Annotated in this window: 12 protein-coding genes; 8 read left to right on the top strand and 4 right to left on the bottom strand. The window is 62.4% G+C overall.

Features of this window, described 5'->3' with window-relative positions:
- Positions 1-10 precede the first annotated feature (10 nt).
- From VGM71_RS00465 to VGM71_RS00455, 3 genes are read left to right on the top strand one after another with little or no spacing between them, the layout of a single operon-like run.
- Entirely contained in the window at positions 11-781 is a 771-nt protein-coding gene (locus VGM71_RS00465) for a MotA/TolQ/ExbB proton channel family protein (protein WP_331541786.1), read from the top strand.
- A 13-nt stretch (positions 782-794) separates the two neighbouring features.
- Positions 795-1,214: a biopolymer transporter ExbD gene (locus tag VGM71_RS00460; protein WP_331541784.1), complete on the top strand. Its 420-nt coding sequence runs from the start codon at positions 795-797 to the stop codon at positions 1,212-1,214.
- A gap of 5 nt (positions 1,215-1,219) precedes the next feature.
- The gene (locus VGM71_RS00455; protein ID WP_072323403.1) at positions 1,220-1,627 is read left to right on the top strand and encodes an ExbD/TolR family protein; all 408 of its coding nucleotides are present in this window, start codon (positions 1,220-1,222) and stop codon (positions 1,625-1,627) included.
- A 153-nt stretch (positions 1,628-1,780) separates the two neighbouring features.
- Here the strand turns inward: VGM71_RS00455 and VGM71_RS00450 are convergent, their stop codons facing one another.
- The gene (locus VGM71_RS00450; RefSeq protein ID WP_331541783.1) at positions 1,781-2,524 is read right to left on the bottom strand and encodes a pyridoxine 5'-phosphate synthase; all 744 of its coding nucleotides are present in this window, start codon (positions 2,522-2,524) and stop codon (positions 1,781-1,783) included.
- Positions 2,525-2,669: 145 nt separating this feature from the next.
- A complete protein-coding gene (locus tag VGM71_RS00445; protein ID WP_331541782.1) occupies positions 2,670-3,299 on the bottom strand; it encodes a 4'-phosphopantetheinyl transferase family protein in 630 nt (209 codons plus the stop codon).
- A gap of 67 nt (positions 3,300-3,366) precedes the next feature.
- On the opposite strand from VGM71_RS00445, the gene VGM71_RS00440 reads away from it, so the two are divergent.
- Positions 3,367-6,849 carry a PAS domain-containing hybrid sensor histidine kinase/response regulator gene (locus tag VGM71_RS00440; protein ID WP_331541781.1) on the top strand — a complete coding sequence of 1,161 codons (3,483 nt, stop codon included), beginning with the start codon at positions 3,367-3,369 and terminating at the stop codon, positions 6,847-6,849.
- Positions 6,850-6,856: 7 nt separating this feature from the next.
- Here the strand turns inward: VGM71_RS00440 and VGM71_RS00435 are convergent, their stop codons facing one another.
- Entirely contained in the window at positions 6,857-7,525 is a 669-nt protein-coding gene (locus tag VGM71_RS00435; protein WP_331541779.1) for a response regulator transcription factor, read from the bottom strand.
- A 3-nt stretch (positions 7,526-7,528) separates the two neighbouring features.
- Positions 7,529-9,469, bottom strand: coding sequence for an acetate--CoA ligase (acs, locus tag VGM71_RS00430; RefSeq protein WP_331541778.1), 1,941 nt, complete (start codon positions 9,467-9,469; stop codon positions 7,529-7,531).
- Between the two features lie 158 nt (positions 9,470-9,627).
- Here acs and VGM71_RS00425 point away from each other — a divergent pair, with 158 nt between their 5' ends.
- The 4 genes from VGM71_RS00425 to VGM71_RS00410 all read left to right on the top strand — a co-directional run bounded on the left by VGM71_RS00425 (position 9,628) and on the right by VGM71_RS00410 (position 18,078).
- Positions 9,628-11,097 carry a hypothetical protein gene (locus VGM71_RS00425; RefSeq protein ID WP_331541777.1) on the top strand — a complete coding sequence of 490 codons (1,470 nt, stop codon included), beginning with the start codon at positions 9,628-9,630 and terminating at the stop codon, positions 11,095-11,097.
- A 12-nt stretch (positions 11,098-11,109) separates the two neighbouring features.
- A complete protein-coding gene (locus tag VGM71_RS00420; RefSeq protein WP_331541776.1) occupies positions 11,110-12,774 on the top strand; it encodes an MFS transporter in 1,665 nt (554 codons plus the stop codon).
- Positions 12,775-12,927: 153 nt separating this feature from the next.
- Entirely contained in the window at positions 12,928-13,992 is a 1,065-nt protein-coding gene (locus VGM71_RS00415; RefSeq protein ID WP_331541775.1) for a PA0069 family radical SAM protein, read from the top strand.
- Between the two features lie 195 nt (positions 13,993-14,187).
- Positions 14,188-18,078, top strand: a complete 3,891-nt coding sequence (locus VGM71_RS00410) for a hypothetical protein (RefSeq protein ID WP_331541774.1) — start codon at positions 14,188-14,190, stop codon at positions 18,076-18,078.
- Positions 18,079-18,285 lie beyond the last annotated feature (207 nt).

Here is an 18,285-nt window from a genome sequence, read left to right as displayed (position 1 = left end):
GGGTAGCGTTATGTTGCAAGACACCTCCGCTCAGCCTGCTAATCCAGGTCAAAACTCCAATGCCGACGCCCTCAAGCAGATGGGCTTCGACCACCTGATCCACAACTTCGACTTCCTCGGTTGGATTGTGTTCGTGGTGCTGGTCGCGATGTCCGTACTCTCGTGGTACTTCATCGTCGCCAACTTCATCCGTAACAGCATGGTGCGTGCGCGCGCCGACAAGGTCATCCAGGGTTTCTGGAACACCTCGTCGACGCAGGAAGCCATTCGTATGCTCGAAGAGCAGCCGAAGGGCGAACCGTTCTCGAAGATCGCTCTCGACGCCGCTTCGGCCGTCGCGCATCACCAGGCTGCTGCCGGTGGTCGCCTCGCCGAGACGCTGTCGCGTTCGGAATTCATCGATCGCGCCCTGCGCCAGGCCGTCGCTCGCGAGAGCCTGCGTCTGGAAGGCGGCCTGACCCTGCTCGCCACGGTCGGTTCGTCGGCTCCCTTCATCGGTCTTCTCGGTACGGTGTGGGGTATCTACCACGCACTGATCGGTATCGCCGCATCGGGTTCCGCATCGATGGATAAGGTTGCCGGCCCTGTCGGTGAGGCGCTGATCATGACCGCGTTCGGTCTGTTCACCGCTATCCCGGCCGTGCTTGCGTACAACTTCTTCATGCGCTCGAACCGCCTGACCTACGCCCAGTTCGACGAATTCGCGCACGACCTGCACGACTTCTTCGCCACGGGCGCCCGCGTCGAAGGCACCGCTCCGGCTGCCGTCGTCAAGAAGTAAGAGGAACTGACCCATGGCTATGAGCAGCGGGGGCAACTCCGGTGGGCCGATGTCGGAAATCAACGTCACGCCGCTCGTCGACGTGATGCTGGTTCTGCTGATCATCTTCATGATCACGGCACCGCTGATGTCCCATAAGGTCCAGATCGATCTGCCGAAGGCTAATCCGAACATTAAGGATGACACCCCGGTGGAACCGATGGATCTCGCGGTCAAGCCGGACGGTACGTACTTCCTCAATGACGGCGAAGTCACTGAGGCTGAACTGAAGGCCCAGTTCGCGGTTGCGGCGGCGAAGTCGCCGCAGCCGGAACTCCAGATCCGTGCCGACCGCACCACCGAATATCGCGTGGTGAAAAAGATCCTTGGCGATGCCAAGGACGCAGGTATGGTCCACGTCGGCTTCATGTCGACTGGCAAGGCGGGGGAGTAACGAACATGGCATTCAGCTCAGGCAACTCCGGTGGACCGATGTCGGACATCAACGTCACGCCGCTCGTCGACGTGATGCTGGTGCTCCTGATCATCTTCATGATCACGGCTCCGATGCTGTCGCATAAGATCAAGATCGATCTTCCGCAGCCGAACCCGAACATCGTCAACCCAGAGAATCCGCCGGATCCCGTCCGGCTGCAGATCCGCCAGGATGGCTCGCTGTATTGGAACGACACACCGGTCGACGAACTGGGCCTCCGCGCCCAGATCGCGGTGATCGCCCAGCAGTCGAACCAGCCGGAACTGCAGATCGACGCGGATGATGCGGTTCAGTACGAGGTCGTGGCACGCGTGCTTTCCGACGCAAAGGGCCAGGGCCTGACCAAGATCGGTTTCGTCAACGCGCAATAACCGATCGGTCGTCCGGTAACACCGAAAACCCCGCCATCTGGCGGGGTTTTTTTGTTACGTACGTAGGAGCGCGCCCTGCGCGCGACAGCTTTTAGCGAAGAGCAACAGGGCCTGATGCTCTTCGCGAAAAGCTGTCGCGCGCAGGGCGCGCTCCTACGAGAGGATGTCCAGGTAGGCTCGGACGGTGTTTGTCAGGCCTTGGTACAAGGCCTCGCTGATCAAGGCATGCCCGATCGAAACCTCTGCCAGGCCGGGAATCGCCGCCTTGAACGTACCAAGGTTCGCCTGGCTCAAGTCGTGTCCTGCATTCACCGCGAGTCCCGCCTGCTGCGCACGGCGCGCGGTATCCGAGAACGCGGCCAGCTCGCGTCCCGCGTTGCCCTCTTCGAAGGCCTTTGCATAAGGTCCGGTGTAAAGCTCGATACGCTGGATACCGATCGCCTTCGCCTCTTCGAACCCTTCGCCGCCCGCATCCACGAAAACGCTCACGCGGCAGCCAAATTCGCGGAACGCCGCTACCAGCGGCATCAGTTTTCCGATGTCGGTAGTGAGGTCGAAGCCGTGATCGGAGGTGATCTGTCCGTCGCCATCGGGCACCAGGGTGACCTGGGTCGGACGCACTTCGCGAGCAAGTTCGAGCAGACCAGGATAAGCCCCGCGAGCGCCGGCGAACGGGTTGCCCTCGATGTTGTATTCCACCCGACCTCGCAGTAGCCCGGCCAGGGTGCGGACATCGTCCGGGGTTACGTGACGCATATCGGGGCGGGGATGCACGGTGAGCCCGCCACAACCTGCATCGATGCAGCAATGGGCGGCGGTGGCGATATCGGGCTCGTTGCCGCCGCGGGAGTTACGCAGCACGGCGATCTTGTTGAGGTTGACGCTGAGAAGGGTCATCGACTGTCCATGAAAAAAACGCACGCCACCAAGCGCAGCGTGCGTAATGACTGTCGTCCCAGCATAACTTGCCACATCCCTGTGGCGCACTCCACGGTCACACACTCACACACAAGGAGTCAGACACGCCTCGCCGCGAAAAGGTTCAAAGCGGAAATGTGAAGACGCGAAGCGCGCGCTTCTCACCGCGCCACGCGACGGCGGCGACAAGGCCATCGCCAAACGACAACGGCCGCACCTGCCATTCCCGCGCCACGCCGACATCGCCTTCAAAGGCCTCGGGCATGGCGCCCTCCTTGTTCAGGCTGAACGCCACACGATGCAGCCCGTAGGACAGGCCACTGCCGTGCGCCTTCAGCACGGCCTCTTTCGCCGTCCACAGGGTGAGGAAGCCTTGCAACCGCTCCGGTTCCGGCAGGCCCTGGAGACGCGCCGTCTCAGGGGGCGCGAAGAATCGTTGCGAGAGTTCGAGGGCTCGGGCCCGCGGCCGTACCGCTTCCACGTCGACGCCGACTTCGAATCCCGCCGACCCGCGGCCGAGAGCCAACAGCGCCACGTCACCACTGTGCGACCAGTTGAAGCCCAGTGTGTCGTGCGGTGCGGGAAAGTACGGCTTGCCGTGCTCGCCGCGTTCGATGGGCACCGCTTCGTCGCCAACGTACCCGCGCAGGATGCCGGCGAACGCACGCTCACCTGCGCCGCCCGCCCAACGGCAGCGCCAGATATGGATTTCGTCGTCCGCAAGGGGGGGAATGTGGAGCGGGGCTTCGGTCATCTGGGAATCGTAACGCCCAAACCCATCAAGCCCTAGAATGAACCCGACCGCATAGGGGAGGCCAATCGTGATCGCAGGCTGGCTGTTGCTTCTGGTGTCGCTGCTCTACGTGGGCCTGCTGTTTGGCATCGCCTACCTGGGCGACCGCCGGCCGCTGTATCCCCGGCAACCCAGGTTGCGGCCGCTGGTCTACAGCCTGGCCCTGGCGGTCTATTGCTCGTCGTGGACGTTCTACGGCGCGGTGGGTACCGCCGCCGTCTCCGGTCTTTCCTACCTGCCGATCTACCTCGGTCCGCTTTTGCTCTTTGTCTTCGGTTTTGGCCTGCTCGAGCGCCTGGTGCTCGTGGCGCGCGAACGCAACATCACGTCCATCGCGGATTTCATCGCCGCGCGCTTCGGCAAGTCGCATGGCCTTGCCGCGCTCGTGGCGATCATCGCGGTGACCGCTGTGATTCCGTACATCGCCCTGCAGTTCAAAGCAGTGGCGATGTCGTTCACCGTGCTCGGCGCCGGCAGCTCCGCGTGGTGGTTCGGGGACACTGCGTTGTGGTGCGCCGGCCTGCTCGCCGTATTCGCGATCCTGTTCGGCACCCGCACCATCGATGCCACGGAACATCACCACGGCATGATGCTCGCCGTGGCGGTGGAGTCGCTGGTGAAGCTGCTTGCCTTCGTGGCCATCGGCGTCTACGCCTACCTTCACGGCCCCGGCGTCGCCGAAACCCTGCGCGCACCGGTCGCCCAACTTGAAAAAGGAAGCCTTCCGCCGGGTTTCATCGCACAGACGCTGCTCGCCTTTTGCGCCATGTTCTGTCTGCCGCGGCAATTCCAGATCGGCGTCGTGGAATGCGAGGATCCACGCGACCTCCATCGTGCGCGCTGGTTCTTCCCCATCTACATGGTGCTGATATCGGTGGCGGTACTGCCCATCGTGAGTGCCGGGCTGAACCTGCCGCAGGTGAGGCAGGGCCATGTGGACGCGTGGGTGCTGAACCTGCCCATCGCGCTCGGCGACAGCGGCATCGCGCTGCTGGCCTTCGTCGGCGGTTTCTCCGCTGCCACGGGCATGGTGATCGTCGCCGCCGTGGCGCTCGCCACGATGATCAGCAACGACCTGGTGATGCCGGCGCTGCTGCGCATGAAGCGGCTCGACCTCGAGCGGCGGGGCGATCTTTCCAACCTCGTGCTGCTCGTCCGGCGCGTGGCGATCGTCGCCCTCGCCGGGCTCGCCTACGTCTATTACCGTATCATCGCCGACGCGGAGAACCTCGCCGCTACCGGCTTGTTGTCGTTCGCCGCCGTGGCCCAGTTCGCTCCAGCCATCGTGTCGGCGCTCTATTGGCGTGGCGCAAGCCGCGTCGGTGTGTACGTGGGATTGCTTGCCGGTTTCGTCGTCTGGGCCTATACCCTGCTGTTGCCGGCCATGACCCGCGCGGGCTGGCTGCATCCCGGTTGGATGGACGAAGGTCCGTTCGGGCTGGGCTGGCTCAAGCCAACGGAGTTGTTCCACCTGACCGGATGGGAATCGGTAACGCACGGCACCTTCTGGTCGCTGCTGTTCAACGTCGGCTGCCTCGTCTTCATCTCGCTGCGTTTCCGTCCCAGCGTGGCGGAACGCTTGCATGCCGCGCTCTTCGTCGATCCCTTCGTGCGGAGCGCCACCGGCGTGGGTGACTGGCGTGGCCGTGTCACGGTGCGCGATCTCGGCACGATCGCAGGCCGCATCGTCGGCGATCGCGTCACCGTGCGCGCCTTCAACGAATATAGCCAACGGCATGGCGTGACGCTCTCCCCCGCCGACGCCGCAGACCGCCCGCTCATCCAGTTTACCGAGCGCCTTCTTGCCAGCGCGGTAGGCGCGGCCAGCGCGCGCCGCATCCTGATGGGAGCACTGTCGGGTACGGGCCTGGACATCGCCGAAGCCATGGCGTTGATGGACGAGGCTTCGCAGGAACTACGCTTCAACCGAGAGCTACTTTCCACCACGCTGGAAAACGTGTCGCAGGGCATCAGCGTGGTCGATGGCGAGATGCGCCTGGTGGCGTGGAACCGCCGTTACCTGGAGCTCTTCGGTTACCCGGAGGGCATGGTTTACGTGGGACTTCCAGTGGCCGACCTCATCCGCTGGAACGCGGAGCACCGCGAATGCGGGCCAGGCGAAGTGGACGAGCATGTGGCCAAGCGCATTCGCTACATGCGCGCTGGCTCACCGCATGTCTTCCAGCGCGTGCGTCCGGACGGCACCGTCATCGAAATGCGCGGCCGCGCGCTTCCCGGTGGCGGCTTCGTCACTACCTTTACCGATGTCACCGCCTACAAGTCGGTCGAGCAGGCCCTTATCGATGCGAACGAGACGCTTGAGCAACGCGTGGAAGACCGCACGGCCGAACTGTCGGAAGCGCTGACCGCCACGGCGATCGCGCGACGCGAGGCGGAGGCGGCGAACGCGTCGAAAACGCGCTTCCTCGCTGCCGCCAGTCACGACCTTCTCCAGCCGCTCAATGCGGCCCGCCTGTTCACCTCCGCGCTGCGCCAGCATCCCGGGTTGGACGGCGAAGTGGCTAAGCTGGCGGAACGTATCGACGCCTCGTTCCGCGCGGCGGAAGATCTGCTGGACGCGCTGCTGGATGTGTCGCGACTCGACGCCGGCAGCTACCGGCCGGAGATCGCGCCATTCGCGCTGGCCGATCTGTTCGATTCACTGCGGCAGCAATTCGCCGTCGTAGCCGAACAGCGTGGCCTGACGCTCCGGGTGGTGCCGTCGTCACTCGCCGTGCGCTCGGATGCACAGCTGCTGCGCCGTATCGTCGCTAACTTCCTGTCCAATGCGCTGCGTTACACGCGTTCCGGCGGCGTGTTGCTCGGCGTGCGTCGTGCTGGCGGGGAGGTGCGCATCGAAGTATGGGACAGTGGCCCGGGTATCGCCGACGAGCAGCAGGCACGTATCTTTGGCGAGTTCCAGCGTCTGGAGCGACCGTCGCCATGGGGAGAAAAAGGCCTCGGCCTCGGTCTCTCCATCTGCGATCGCCTTGCGGGCATTCTCGACCACCCCTTGGGATTGCGCTCGCGCGTCGGCCAGGGCAGTTGCTTCAGTATCACCGTTCCACGCGCGGAAGCGGTGTCGCGCAAGCGGCCACCCGCGGTCGTCCGGCCAGGCGGAGAGCAACTACCGCTTACCGTGCTTTGCCTGGACAACGACGAGACGATTCTCGAAGGCATGCGTGCATTGCTCGGACGATGGGGCGTGGATTGCCGGGTGGCCGTGGATGTGGATGCGGCGCTGGAAACGCTTTCGTCCACGCATGTGGATCTCATCCTGGCGGACTATCATCTTGGCGACGGTGTGGATGGCCTCGAGGCCTTGCAGTTCCTGGGCAACAAGCTGACGCGGATGCCGCCGGCGGCGATGGTCACGGCGGACGGGAGCACGGAGCTGAAACAGCGCGCGCGTGCGCTGGGGTATCCGTTGCTGCACAAGCCGGTACGACCAGCGGCGCTGCGTGCGCTGCTGGTGGCGCTGGTGAAGCGCACGGGCACGCACGCGGCCTGAAACAGTTTTACCCTTCCTGCGAGACGCCGGGGAATGCTTCCTTCTCGACATCAAGATGGCTCGCAGCCAACGCCACCTGTGTGCGATTCGACACCCCCAGCTTCCGCATGATCGCCGTCATATGCGCCTTCACGGTCGCCTCGGACACGCCGAGGTCGAAGGCGATCTGCTTGTTGAGCAGGCCTTCGGCGATCATGTTCAAAACGCGAAACTGCTGGGGAGTCAGCGTGGCGACACGTGCGGCTACGTCTGCCTCGTCGGCCTTCAGCTCCAGGCTTCCGCCCACCAGCTGATGCGGTAACCAGACATCGCCATCGAGCACCGCGCGAACCGCTTCGACAATCTGTTCGACCGCCGCCGACTTCGGGATATACGCGGAAGCCCCGTGCGCAAGCGCGCGCCGCGCGATCTGTCCTTCCTCATGCCCCGACACGACGATGGTGGGCAAGCCGGGATACTGCCCGCGGATATGCGCAAGTGCGGAGTAACCACGCGCACCCGGCATATGCAGATCCATCAACAACAGATCGGCATCCGGAAGGGATTCGATGAGGGCGAACAGCGCAGGCACGCTGTCCGCCGTGTGTACCGTGGCATCCGGCACCGCTGCCAGCACCGCGCGCTGCAGGGCGTCGCGGAACAGGGGATGGTCGTCGGCGATGAGGACGTCGGACATGGGCTACTTGACCAACCGTTCTTCCACCAAACTCTTTACCACGCCGGGATCGGCGAGGGTGGACACATCACCCAGCTGATCGGGCTGGTTTTCGGCAATCTTGCGCAGGATGCGGCGCATGATCTTCCCGGAACGCGTCTTCGGCAGGCTCGGGGCCCACTGCAGGTAATCCGGCGCGGCGATCGGACCGATCTCCTTGCGAACCCCCGCGATCAATTCCTTGACCAGTGCCTCGCTACCCGCTTCCCCCGCGACGAGCGTGACGAAGGCATAGATGCCCTGGCCCTTGATGTCGTGCGGGCAACCCACGACGGCGGCCTCGGCGACCTTTGGATGCGCCACCAGCGCGCTCTCCACTTCCGCGGTGCCGATGCGATGGCCGGACACGTTGATCACGTCGTCCACGCGTCCCGTGATCCAGTAGTAGCCGTCGGCGTCGCGGCGAGCGCCGTCGCCGGTGAAGTAGTTGCCCGGATAGGTCTTGAAGTAAGTGTCGACGAAGCGCTGGTGATCGCCATACACCGTTCGCATCTGGCCCGGCCAGGAATCGGTGATGACGAGATTGCCGCTGCACTCGCCTTCCTGCGGCTTGCCGTCGGTGTCGACGATGGCCGGCTTCACGCCGAAGAACGGCAAGGTGGCTGAGCCGGGCTTGAGATCGATCGCGCCCGGCAGCGGCGTGATCATGAAGCCGCCGGTTTCCGTCTGCCACCAGGTATCCACCACCGGGCAGCGCTCGTCGCCCACCACGCGGTAGTACCAGTTCCAGGCCTCCGGATTGATCGGCTCGCCCACTGTGCCCAGCACGCGAAGGCTCTGGCGCGAGGTTTTCTTCACCGGGCCCTCGCCCTCGCGCATCAGCGCGCGGATGGCAGTGGGTGCGGTGTAGAACAGGGTCACCTTGTGCTTGTCCACCACCTGCCAGAAGCGGCTGAAGTCCGGATAGTTCGGCACGCCGTCGAACATCACCACCGTGGCGCCATTCGCCAGCGGGCCATACACGACATAGCTATGGCCGGTAACCCAACCCACGTCGGCGGTGCACCAATAGATGTCGTCTTCGCGCAGGTCGAAGGCCAGCTCGTGGGTGAGGCTGGTATAGACAAGGTAGCCACCACTGGTATGCAGCACGCCCTTCGGCAGCCCGGTAGAGCCCGAGGTGTACAGTGTGAACAGCGGATCTTCCGCGTTCATCGGCTCGTAGTCGCAGACGTCGGACTGGCCTTCCATCAGCGTGTGGTACCAGCGGTCGCGCGGCGACTGGAACGGGATGGCGCCGCCGGTGCGGCGCACGACGATCACCGTCTCCACGCTGCTGGTGTGTGGCCGGGTAAGCGATTCGTCCACGTTCGCCTTCAACGGAATCTTCTTGCCGCCGCGCGTGCCTTCGTCGGCGGTGACGATGAGCTTGGCGCCCGAATCGGCGATGCGGCTGGCCAGCGAATCCGGCGAGAAGCCGCCGAACACGACCGAGTGCACCGCGCCGATGCGCGCGCAGGCGAGCATGGCCACCGCCGCCTCCGGGATCATCGGCAGATAGATCACCACGCGGTCGCCCTTGACGACGCCCAGGTTCTTCAGCGTATTCCCGAACTTGCACACCTCGGTGTGGAGTTCCTTATACGTGAGGCTGCGCGACTCATTGGGGTCGTCGCCCTCGAAGATGATGGCGACCTTGTCGCCCCGCTCCCCCAGGTGCCGGTCCAGGCAGTTGGCCGAGACGTTGAGCTGGCCGTCCTCGAACCAGCGGATGTGCAGGTCGTCGGGGTCGAACGAGACGTTCTTGATCTTCGTGGGCGGCACGATCCAGTCCAGCCGCTCGCTCATCTCTTTCCAGAAGGCCTCGGGTTCCTGGACCGAACGGGCGTACATGCGCTGGTAGTCGTCCCTGCGGACGCGCGCGGTGGCGGCGAAGGCGGGATCGACCGGGTATAGATCGGACATGCTGGCTCCTGAACAGTGCTATGGCATGAAGTTTAGCCTCGCGGCGCACCATTAAGCTGCGAACCCGCTACGACTTTGGTCGAGGTTCGACCTTTGGCGAATGGCAGCTCCAGCGGGCGTGTCACATGCTCGGCCTGCCAATGGTTGGGGAGACCATGATGAACAGCATTCGCTCCGGCGGCCGCAAGGCCATCGCCCTCAGCGTCGCCTGTGCCTTGATGTTGCCGATGGCGGCATTACCGGACCAGGCCCATGCCCAGTCCAGGGCAAAAAAATCCACGCGCGAGGCCGAACTCGAATCCAGGGTCAGCCAGCTCGAGCAGCAGCTGGCCGAATTGAAAGCCATGATCCAGGAGCAGCGGACGGCCACGAGCCAGGCCAATGCCACGGCCCAGGCCGCGCAGTCGCAGGCCCAGCAGACCGACGAAAAGGTGACCAAGGTAGAGAAGGTCGTGGCCACCGTGCCGGCGAAGCCAACCTTCAGCTCGGCACCCGGCGTGTCGGTGGCGTTGCACGGCTTCATCAACGCCAACGCGTTCAACCAGAGCAAGAGCTTCACGTACGGCAACGGCGCTAACGCCGAGTACCCGATTCCCGGCCAGGGCGGCCGCGTGAACGACTCGCTGAGCGGCGTCGACGTGCGAAACACCCGCTTCTGGCTCGACTTCACCGGCGCGAAATTCACCGAAAACTGGGCCGGCAGCGGCCGCATCGAGATGGACTTCTTCGGTGGCTTCAACGGCACCGGTGCGTACAGCCAGCAGCAGCCGACGCCGCGCCTGCGCCAGGCATACATGGACATCACCAACGCCGCCACGGGCACCACGTTCCGCATCGGACAGATGTGGGACCTCATGTTCCCGCTGGAATACGTTCCCCAGTCGCTCTCGCACATCGCCTTCCCGCTGGGCTACGGCACCGGCATGATCGGCTGGCGCTATCCAGGCGTCGTCTTCATGCAGGACCTCAATCACGGATCGGAAGGCGTGAAGTGGCGCTTCGACCTCGGCGTGTTCGAGGGCAGCTGGAACGGCCCGGGCCTGACCACGAATTACCTCACCGCGGGCAATGCCGGCTTCAAGCCGCAGGTAGAGGCCAGGCTGACCGCGAAGGGCAGCAACTGGCAGATGTTCGCGTCCGCGCACTACAGCAAGCTGGACCTGCACGGCGTGGATGGCGAGACGGTGACGCCGATCGAAAGCGGCATCAAGAGCACCGCGTACGAAGTGGGTGGCATGTGGATGCCCGGAAACTTCATCGTGAAGGGCGCTGTGTACACCGGTACCGCCATCGCGCAGATCTTCGGCGACCTTTCCCAGTTCGGCGACATCAAGGACAAAGGCGGCTACCTGCAGGTGGGCTACAAGTTCACGCCCAACTGGAGCATGTACGGCACCATCGCGGGCAGCAAGCCAGACGAAGACGACGTGCTGCGCTGGAAGGCCGCCACGGCACCGGGCCTCCTCAAGAACCGGCAGCAGGCCCTCAGCCTGCAATACACGGCCGGTGCGTACGACTTCAGCATCGAATGGCTCCACTCGAACCTCAATTCGACGACCGTCGACGGCCTCGGTCGCCAGAAGACCTCGGCCAACGAATTCACCCTCAACGGCAATTACCGGTTCTGATCGGAGACCGACATGGCGACTACCGCAAGCGGCCTACAGGCCGACGGCACCATTCGCAGCAGTCACAAGCGCGTGATCTTCGCGTCCAGCCTGGGCACGGTCTTCGAGTGGTATGACTTCTACCTTTACGGCTCGCTGGCCGCGATCATTGGCAAGCAGTTCTTCACCGGCCTCAACGAAACCAGCCAGTTCATCTTCGCCCTGCTCGCCTTCGCCGCCGGCTTCTTCGTGCGGCCGTTCGGCGCTATCGTGTTCGGCCGCGTGGGTGACCTGATCGGGCGCAAGTACACCTTCCTCATCACCATCGTCATCATGGGTACCTCCACCTTCCTGGTAGGCGTGCTTCCCGGCTATTCGACGATAGGCGTGCTGGCCCCGGTGCTGCTGATCCTGTTGAGGTTGCTGCAGGGCCTGGCGCTCGGCGGCGAGTACGGCGGTGCGGCCACCTACGTCGCGGAACACGCGCCGCAGGGCAAGCGTGGCCTGTACACCAGCTTCATCCAGATCACGGCCACGTTTGGCCTGTTCCTGTCGCTGCTGGTCATCCTCGGCACGCGCATGGGCATGGGCAACGAAAGCTTCGAATCCTGGGGCTGGCGCATTCCGTTCCTGATCTCGTCCGTGCTGGTCGGCATCTCGGTGTACATCCGCATGCAGTTGCAGGAGTCGCCGGTGTTCCAGCAGATGAAGGCGGAGGGAAAGCACTCCAAGGCGCCGCTCACCGAAGCCTTCGGCCGCTGGCCAAACCTCAAGCTGGTGATCCTCGCCCTGTTCGGCGCCACCGCGGGTCAGGCCGTGATCTGGTACACGGGCCAGTTCTACGCGCTGTACTTCCTCACCCAGAGCCTGAAGATCGAAGGCACCACGGCGAACCTGCTGATCGCTGCGGCGCTGCTTATCGGCACGCCATTCTTCGTGTTCTTCGGCTGGCTATCGGACAAGATCGGACGGAAAAGCGTGGTGCTGTCGGGCTGCCTGCTGGCCGCCCTGACCATGTTCCCCATCTTCAAGGGGCTTACCCACTTCGGCAATCCGGCCGTGGAGACGGCGGCCGCCACGGCGCCGGTGATTGTCACCGCCGATCCCAACGCCTGTACCTTCCAGTTCGACCCCGTAGGCAAGCAGACCTTCACGAGCTCCTGCGACGTGGCCAAGAGCGTGCTGGCGAAGAAGGGCATTCCTTATTCGAACGCCGCGGCACCGGCGGGCACGCTCGCCACGGTGAAGATCGGCGACGAGGTGATCGAATCCTTCGAAGGCACGCAGCTCGACAAGGCGACCTTCATCGCGCGGAACAAGGAGTTCACCGCGAAGGTCGGTGCCCAGGTGAAGGCGGCGGGCTATCCGGAAAAGGCCGATCCCGCACAGACCAACTACCCGATGCTGATCGTGCTGCTGTCGATCCTCGTGCTCTACGTGACGATCGTTTACGGGCCGATCGCCGCGTGGCTGGTGGAGATGTTCCCCACGCGCATCCGCTACACCTCCATGAGCCTGCCCTACCACATCGGTAACGGCTGGTTCGGCGGCTTCGTGCCCACCATCGGCTTCATGCTCGTGGCCTGGAAGGGCGATATCTACTACGGCCTCTGGTACCCGGTGATCGTCTCCCTGATGACCTTCATCGTCGGTCTGTTCTTCGTCCGCGAAACAAAGGACATCCCGCTGGAGCATTGACCTCTTCGCCGCCGGCGCTCTCCGGGCGCCGGCTCACTTCCGCCATCTCGCGCCGTTCATCCTCAGGATAGGGCGCACCCACGACGCTGGAGCCGTATCGCGCCATCTGAGACGGGGGAGTCGTACATTTGTACAATGTCCGAACCGATTCCCATGATCCGGCGCCACAAAGGCCGAGGAGCCGCCTCCAACCCGGAGGGCCGCTTTGAGTCCACGCGATACCAGGCCGAAGACGACGGCTGGTACCGCGAGGACGACGAGCAACGCCCGGCCACCGAGGTGCGCGAGGAACTAGCCCGTAGCGTCATCAGCCGCAACGACTCGCCGGACGTGAGTTTCGAGCAGTCGACGAACCCTTATCGCGGGTGCGAGCACGGGTGCATCTATTGCTTCGCCCGTCCCTCGCACTCGTACCTCAACCTCTCCCCCGGCCTGGACTTCGAGACGAAGCTGTTCGCGAAGACGAACCTGGAGGAGGTCCTGCGTGGCGAGCTATCGAAGCGGAGCTACGTGTGCAAGCCGATCAACATCGGCAGCAACACCGATCCGTACCAGCCCATCGAGAAGCAATGGCGGCTGACGCGCGCTGCGCTGGCGTTGCTCAACGAATGCAATCATCCGTGCACGATCGTGACCAAGAACGCGCTGGTGGAGCGCGACCTGGACATCCTCGTGTCGATGGCGAAGCGCAAGCTCGTGCAGGTGTTCATCTCGATCAATTCGCTGGACAACAAACTGGCATCGAAGCTCGAGCCGCGGGCGTCGGCGCCACACCGGCGCATGAAAGCGGTGGGGACGCTTGCGCAAGCCGGTGTGCCGGTAGGTGTCCTGGTCGCACCGATCATTCCCGCACTCAACGAACGCGACCTCGAGGCCGTCATCGAGCAGGCGGCGGCGAACGGTGCGAACGCCGCCGGCTACACCTGCATCCGCCTTCCCTATGAGCTGAAACAGCTGTTTCGCGAATGGCTGGATCTGCACTACCCGGATCGGGCCGCACACATCATGAGCCTGATCCAGCAGATGAATGGCGGCAAGGACTACGACTCGAACTTTGCGACGCGCATGCGGGGGCAGGGAGTGTTTGCGGAGATCATCCGCAAGCGGGTGGAGGTGGCGCGGCGGAAGAGCGGGATCGACCGGGCGTGGGATGTGTTGCTGGACACGTCGCAGTTCGTGCCGCCGCGGATTCATTCGCCGCAGGGGGAGCTGTTCTAGGGCGACGCCGCAGGAGCCTGCACCCGTCGATCTACGCAAAAACGGCAAATAGGCCCCCGTGGCAGGCTGCGATGTCAACGAACGGCCCCTCAAATCAGTTTCTGTTGCGCGACGCGCGCGAAATTGTTGACTTTCGAAATATATTGCCTCTATTTCCTGCGATGCCGGCACGCGCCGGTGCACAGGGGGAAATGGATGCGTCTTGACGTGCATGGCGCGGCGGTTAGCCGCGTGCCTCTCGGTGAGCGCCTGTCGCTCCGATTCGCTACCGTCGTGGTCTCGCTCTTGTTGCCGTTGGCTGCTCACGCGCAGTCGGCACCAGGGGCCAATTCGCCAGAAGACGAATACAAGAAATTCATCAAGGTCAGCGAGGACATCGAGCCGCTTGGAGACACCCCGTTTGGTGAGCACATCAGTCTCTACGACGGAAGCCTGTCCTTTGAGCAGACGGATATTTCCGTACCCGGCCGGGGGCCGACAATCACCATCGGTCGAATCTTCAAGGAGCCCGTAGCCGAGGAGCGTCGCGACTTACAGAAGCGTGCCTTTGGCGAATGGGACTTGGACATCCCGCTCATATCCACGATAGCGCCAATCACGCAGCAAGGGAGTCATATCGGTTGGCGAGTCAACTCAACCAACAAGAAGACGATATGTAGCAACTTCCGTGAACCGCCAAGTGTGCCAGGGGTAGCCGGCGACCCGTCACGACCCGACTGGGAGCCGGACAACTGGTGGTCGGGCTACCACATGCGCATTCCGGGACAGGGCACACAAGAACTTTTGAGTCGTTCGGCGGCCAACACAGCGACACCCTTCGATGCGGGTACGCCTGGACGCGCATACCCCATCGTCACAAAACAGAACTGGGTACTCGGCTGTACCACTGAACTTGCAGACCCAAGCCTCGAGGCGTTCATTGCGTATGCGCCCGACGGTACACGATACTGGTTCAATCGCCTGAGCTACCGAGCGATGACTGGTGTAACGCGGCCTACGAACCCGGGCACCGGCTTCGCGATGGCGAACGGCATATTTTCTCCCATGGCCGCGCTCGACGACCTGCTCAATCGGGAAGAGGGTCGCATGCTCGTGACGCGGGTCGCCGACCGCTTCGACAACGCCATCGTCTACAGTTATGACGCACAGAACCGTCTAACAAGCATTGACTCAGAGGCGCCAGACGACGGTCGACACGTTACGCTCGCATATGACGGAGACCGGGTTTCGAGCATCACCGTGCAGGGAGGCTCGGCTGGGACGAGGACGTGGAACTACAGCTATGTGCCGGACACCTTGGGCTTCCGTCTGTCTACGGTGACGCAGCCAGACGGGTCAGTGTGGGGTTTCAACATCTCCGATCTGAATAAGGAGTATCCCAGGATAGAGGCCGCCGGAACGTGCGACGCGATCGGCGCGCCGCAGAATCTCGACCAATCGTACACCGGATCCATGACGCATCCTTCAGGCCTGGCGGCAACGTTCACCGTCAAGCCAATCAAGCGCGGCCGCTCCTATGTGCCACGCGGCTGCAAGGCCGGCCCAAACATGCCCGCGACACCAAATGGTGTTGGTACTCACGCGGAGATTCCCAACGCCTCTTACTCAATGTCGATTACAAAGAAGCAGTTCTCAGGCGCCGGGATTGGCACACAGACGTTGGAGTACTCTTACTCACCTGCCAACGAAAGTTGGGGTGTGAACTGCACGGCAGGCTGCCCAACGACGGTGTGGACGAATGTTACTTATCCGGATCTTCATGTCGAACGAAGCACCTTCAGCAATAGATTCGACTACAGCGAAAGCCTGCTGAAAACTGAAGAGGTCTTCGAAGGTGCTGCGGACCTGAGCCGTCGTCGAAAGCTCACGCAGTACAACTATGTTGATCCAAATCCTGCCCTTGATTCCCGCGCGGCAGCATACCCGTCGCCGTGGGGCTATATGCCAGGGTCGCGCGTGAATTCCGATCAGAACGAAAAGAAGATTCCCGTTGGCTCGCAAGTCATCACGGTGGACGATGATCCTAATCCGGCGGATCCGCGCGGGGATGACATATTCACGTGGAACGTTCTTTCCTTCGATAGCTTTGCACGCCCCCACGACACAGCGCGCAGCAACAATTTCGGTTACGGCCTGAACGAAACGAACACTGTCCAGGACGACTACCCGCATTGGATATTGAGCCTGCCACTGCAGAGTTCGATTAACGGGACCGAGGTAAGCAAGAACGTCTATGACTCGAACAGGCTCACGTTGGCGGAGCGGTACCACTTCGGGCGGAAGGTCATGGCGTACTCGTTCGACACGTTCGGGCAGCTCGCAAGCTTCACCGACGGCAATGGGCATGCGACGTTACTGTCCGACTACAAGCGCGGTATACCACGATCCATCACTTACCCTGATACGCAAACTCAGGCCATCACGGTCGACGACCTGGGACAGATTACGTCCATCCGCAACCAGGCGCAGGCAACGACATCCTATACCTATGACGTGATCGGTCGCCTGGCAGGCATCGTGTATCCCGCTGGTGATACGGTGAATTGGCACCCAAAGGTCTTCCAGTACACCTTCTCGGGTCCAGCCCTGGGTGTAAACGGAAGTCATTGGGTCCGGACAGTGAGCCAAGGTGACAAGGTCCAGCGCACGGATTTCGATGCGATGCTTCGTCCTGTTCTATCCGGTGTCGCGCGAGCGAGCGACCAAGCGCTCTACGTGTCGACAGGGACGGGCTACGACTGGAAGGGTCGCAAAACCTTCGCGTCTTATCCTGTCAATGGAGCGGCTGACCTCACCAGCATCACTGCAGGCATCACAACCGTGTTCGACGTCCTCGGGCGTTCCACGAGTTCGACTCAGAGTGATGGACCGAATTACCTCACCACAACGACGGTTTACTACTCCGGGGGTGCAAAGCGAGTTACCGATCCCAAAGGCATCCCAACGACAAGCTGGTATCAGGCATTCGACCAGCCGGCATACGAGAACGTCGTAAAAGTGGCCGCACCCGAAGGGGTCGTACAGACGATTCAGCGCGACGTCTTCGGTAATCCTCATGAGATAACCCAATCTGACGGTGCCGTCGATTCGCTGACGAAACTAATGATCTACGACAACGAATTCCGCCTCTGCCGCACGTGGGAGCCGGAGTCGGGTAGTGAGATCATGGCCTACGACGGCGCCGACAACGTCGTCTGGAGCACGGCCGGTTCCAGTTTCAATGCCGGTGGGCAGTGCGGTCAGGACCAGGTCGTCGAGACCATGAAGACGGTGCGATCATACGACCCGATGAATCGCGTAACGTCGATCGTCTATCCAACCGGTACCGCGCCGACAACATTCGCCTACGATCCTCTCGGAAACCCGGCCACTGCGACGTCCGGGGAAGTGAGCTGGACTTATGGCCGAAATAAGCTCGGACTCCTCACTACCGAAGTGCTGGGCATCGACGGGTGGAGCTGGGCATTCAACTATGACTATGATCAGAATGCTGCTCTGAGCCAAGTCCGCTATCCGAACGGCGAGGTTGTGCCGTACAACCCGGATGCGCTTGGCCGCCCGACCACGGCCGGGAATTACCTTAGCGGCGTCAGCTACTTCCCAGACGGCGACGTCAGCTCCTACAGCTTGGGGAACGGTGCCTCATATACCGCTTCCAAGAACGACAGAAAACTGTTGGACTACTTTACCTACGACACCGCTGGCGGCCCAGTCATACGTGAATTCCTGACGTACGATAACAACGGAAACCTGACCCAGATCCTCGACGGATCAGGAAGCGATCAACGTACCAAGGATATGACCTACGACGGCCTCAACCGTCTCCTGAGCGCTACCGCGGACAATCTTTGGGGAACAGAGTCGTACACGTATGACACGCTGAACAATATTCGCAGCCTTACGAATAACGACGGCACGCATACCTACAACTATCTGGGAAATCGCCTCGAGTCGATCACTATCGGCGCCACGCCTGTCCACACGTTTGGCTACGACTCCCGCGGAAACACCACGAACAAAGACAGCCAGGCGCTGACGTTCCCTGAAGAATCCTCCACACGAGCAGTCCGCCGAATCGCGGGTTAACCCTTAAGGCTTGCTTGAACTTACGAGATGCAGAACATCCTCTTGATTTTGATGTGGGCCCCGATGATAGCATTGGGCCATGTTCTTTCCGCTATCCTTTTCAATGCGGCATCGCCAGGGCGCTACATATTCTTCATTGTTTGGCCCTTCGCTAATTTTTTTCTTGCTTACAAAGTTTGCCAAAAGGACGGAGATATCTTGGTAGTG

The organism is Luteibacter sp. (genome assembly GCF_036499525.1).
In the GTDB taxonomy this organism is placed as follows: Bacteria; Pseudomonadota; Gammaproteobacteria; order Xanthomonadales; family Rhodanobacteraceae; genus Luteibacter.
This window is presented reverse-complemented; position numbering and strand designations above follow the sequence as displayed.

Bases quoted from the DNA above. Each gene is read 5' to 3' on its own strand.
- VGM71_RS00465 (WP_331541786.1), top strand. From the start codon at position 11: ATGTTGCAAGACACCTCCGCTCAGCCTGCTAATCCAGGTCAAAACTCC.
- VGM71_RS00460 (WP_331541784.1), top strand. From the start codon at position 795: ATGGCTATGAGCAGCGGGGGCAACTCCGGTGGGCCGATGTCGGAAATC.
- VGM71_RS00455 (WP_072323403.1), top strand. From the start codon at position 1,220: ATGGCATTCAGCTCAGGCAACTCCGGTGGACCGATGTCGGACATCAAC.
- VGM71_RS00450 (WP_331541783.1), bottom strand. From the start codon at position 2,524: ATGACCCTTCTCAGCGTCAACCTCAACAAGATCGCCGTGCTGCGTAAC.
- VGM71_RS00445 (WP_331541782.1), bottom strand. From the start codon at position 3,299: ATGACCGAAGCCCCGCTCCACATTCCCCCCCTTGCGGACGACGAAATC.
- VGM71_RS00435 (WP_331541779.1), bottom strand. From the start codon at position 7,525: ATGTCCGACGTCCTCATCGCCGACGACCATCCCCTGTTCCGCGACGCC.
- acs (WP_331541778.1), bottom strand. From the start codon at position 9,469: ATGTCCGATCTATACCCGGTCGATCCCGCCTTCGCCGCCACCGCGCGC.
- VGM71_RS00425 (WP_331541777.1), top strand. From the start codon at position 9,628: ATGAACAGCATTCGCTCCGGCGGCCGCAAGGCCATCGCCCTCAGCGTC.
- VGM71_RS00420 (WP_331541776.1), top strand. From the start codon at position 11,110: ATGGCGACTACCGCAAGCGGCCTACAGGCCGACGGCACCATTCGCAGC.
- VGM71_RS00415 (WP_331541775.1), top strand. From the start codon at position 12,928: ATGATCCGGCGCCACAAAGGCCGAGGAGCCGCCTCCAACCCGGAGGGC.
- VGM71_RS00410 (WP_331541774.1), top strand. From the start codon at position 14,188: ATGCGTCTTGACGTGCATGGCGCGGCGGTTAGCCGCGTGCCTCTCGGT.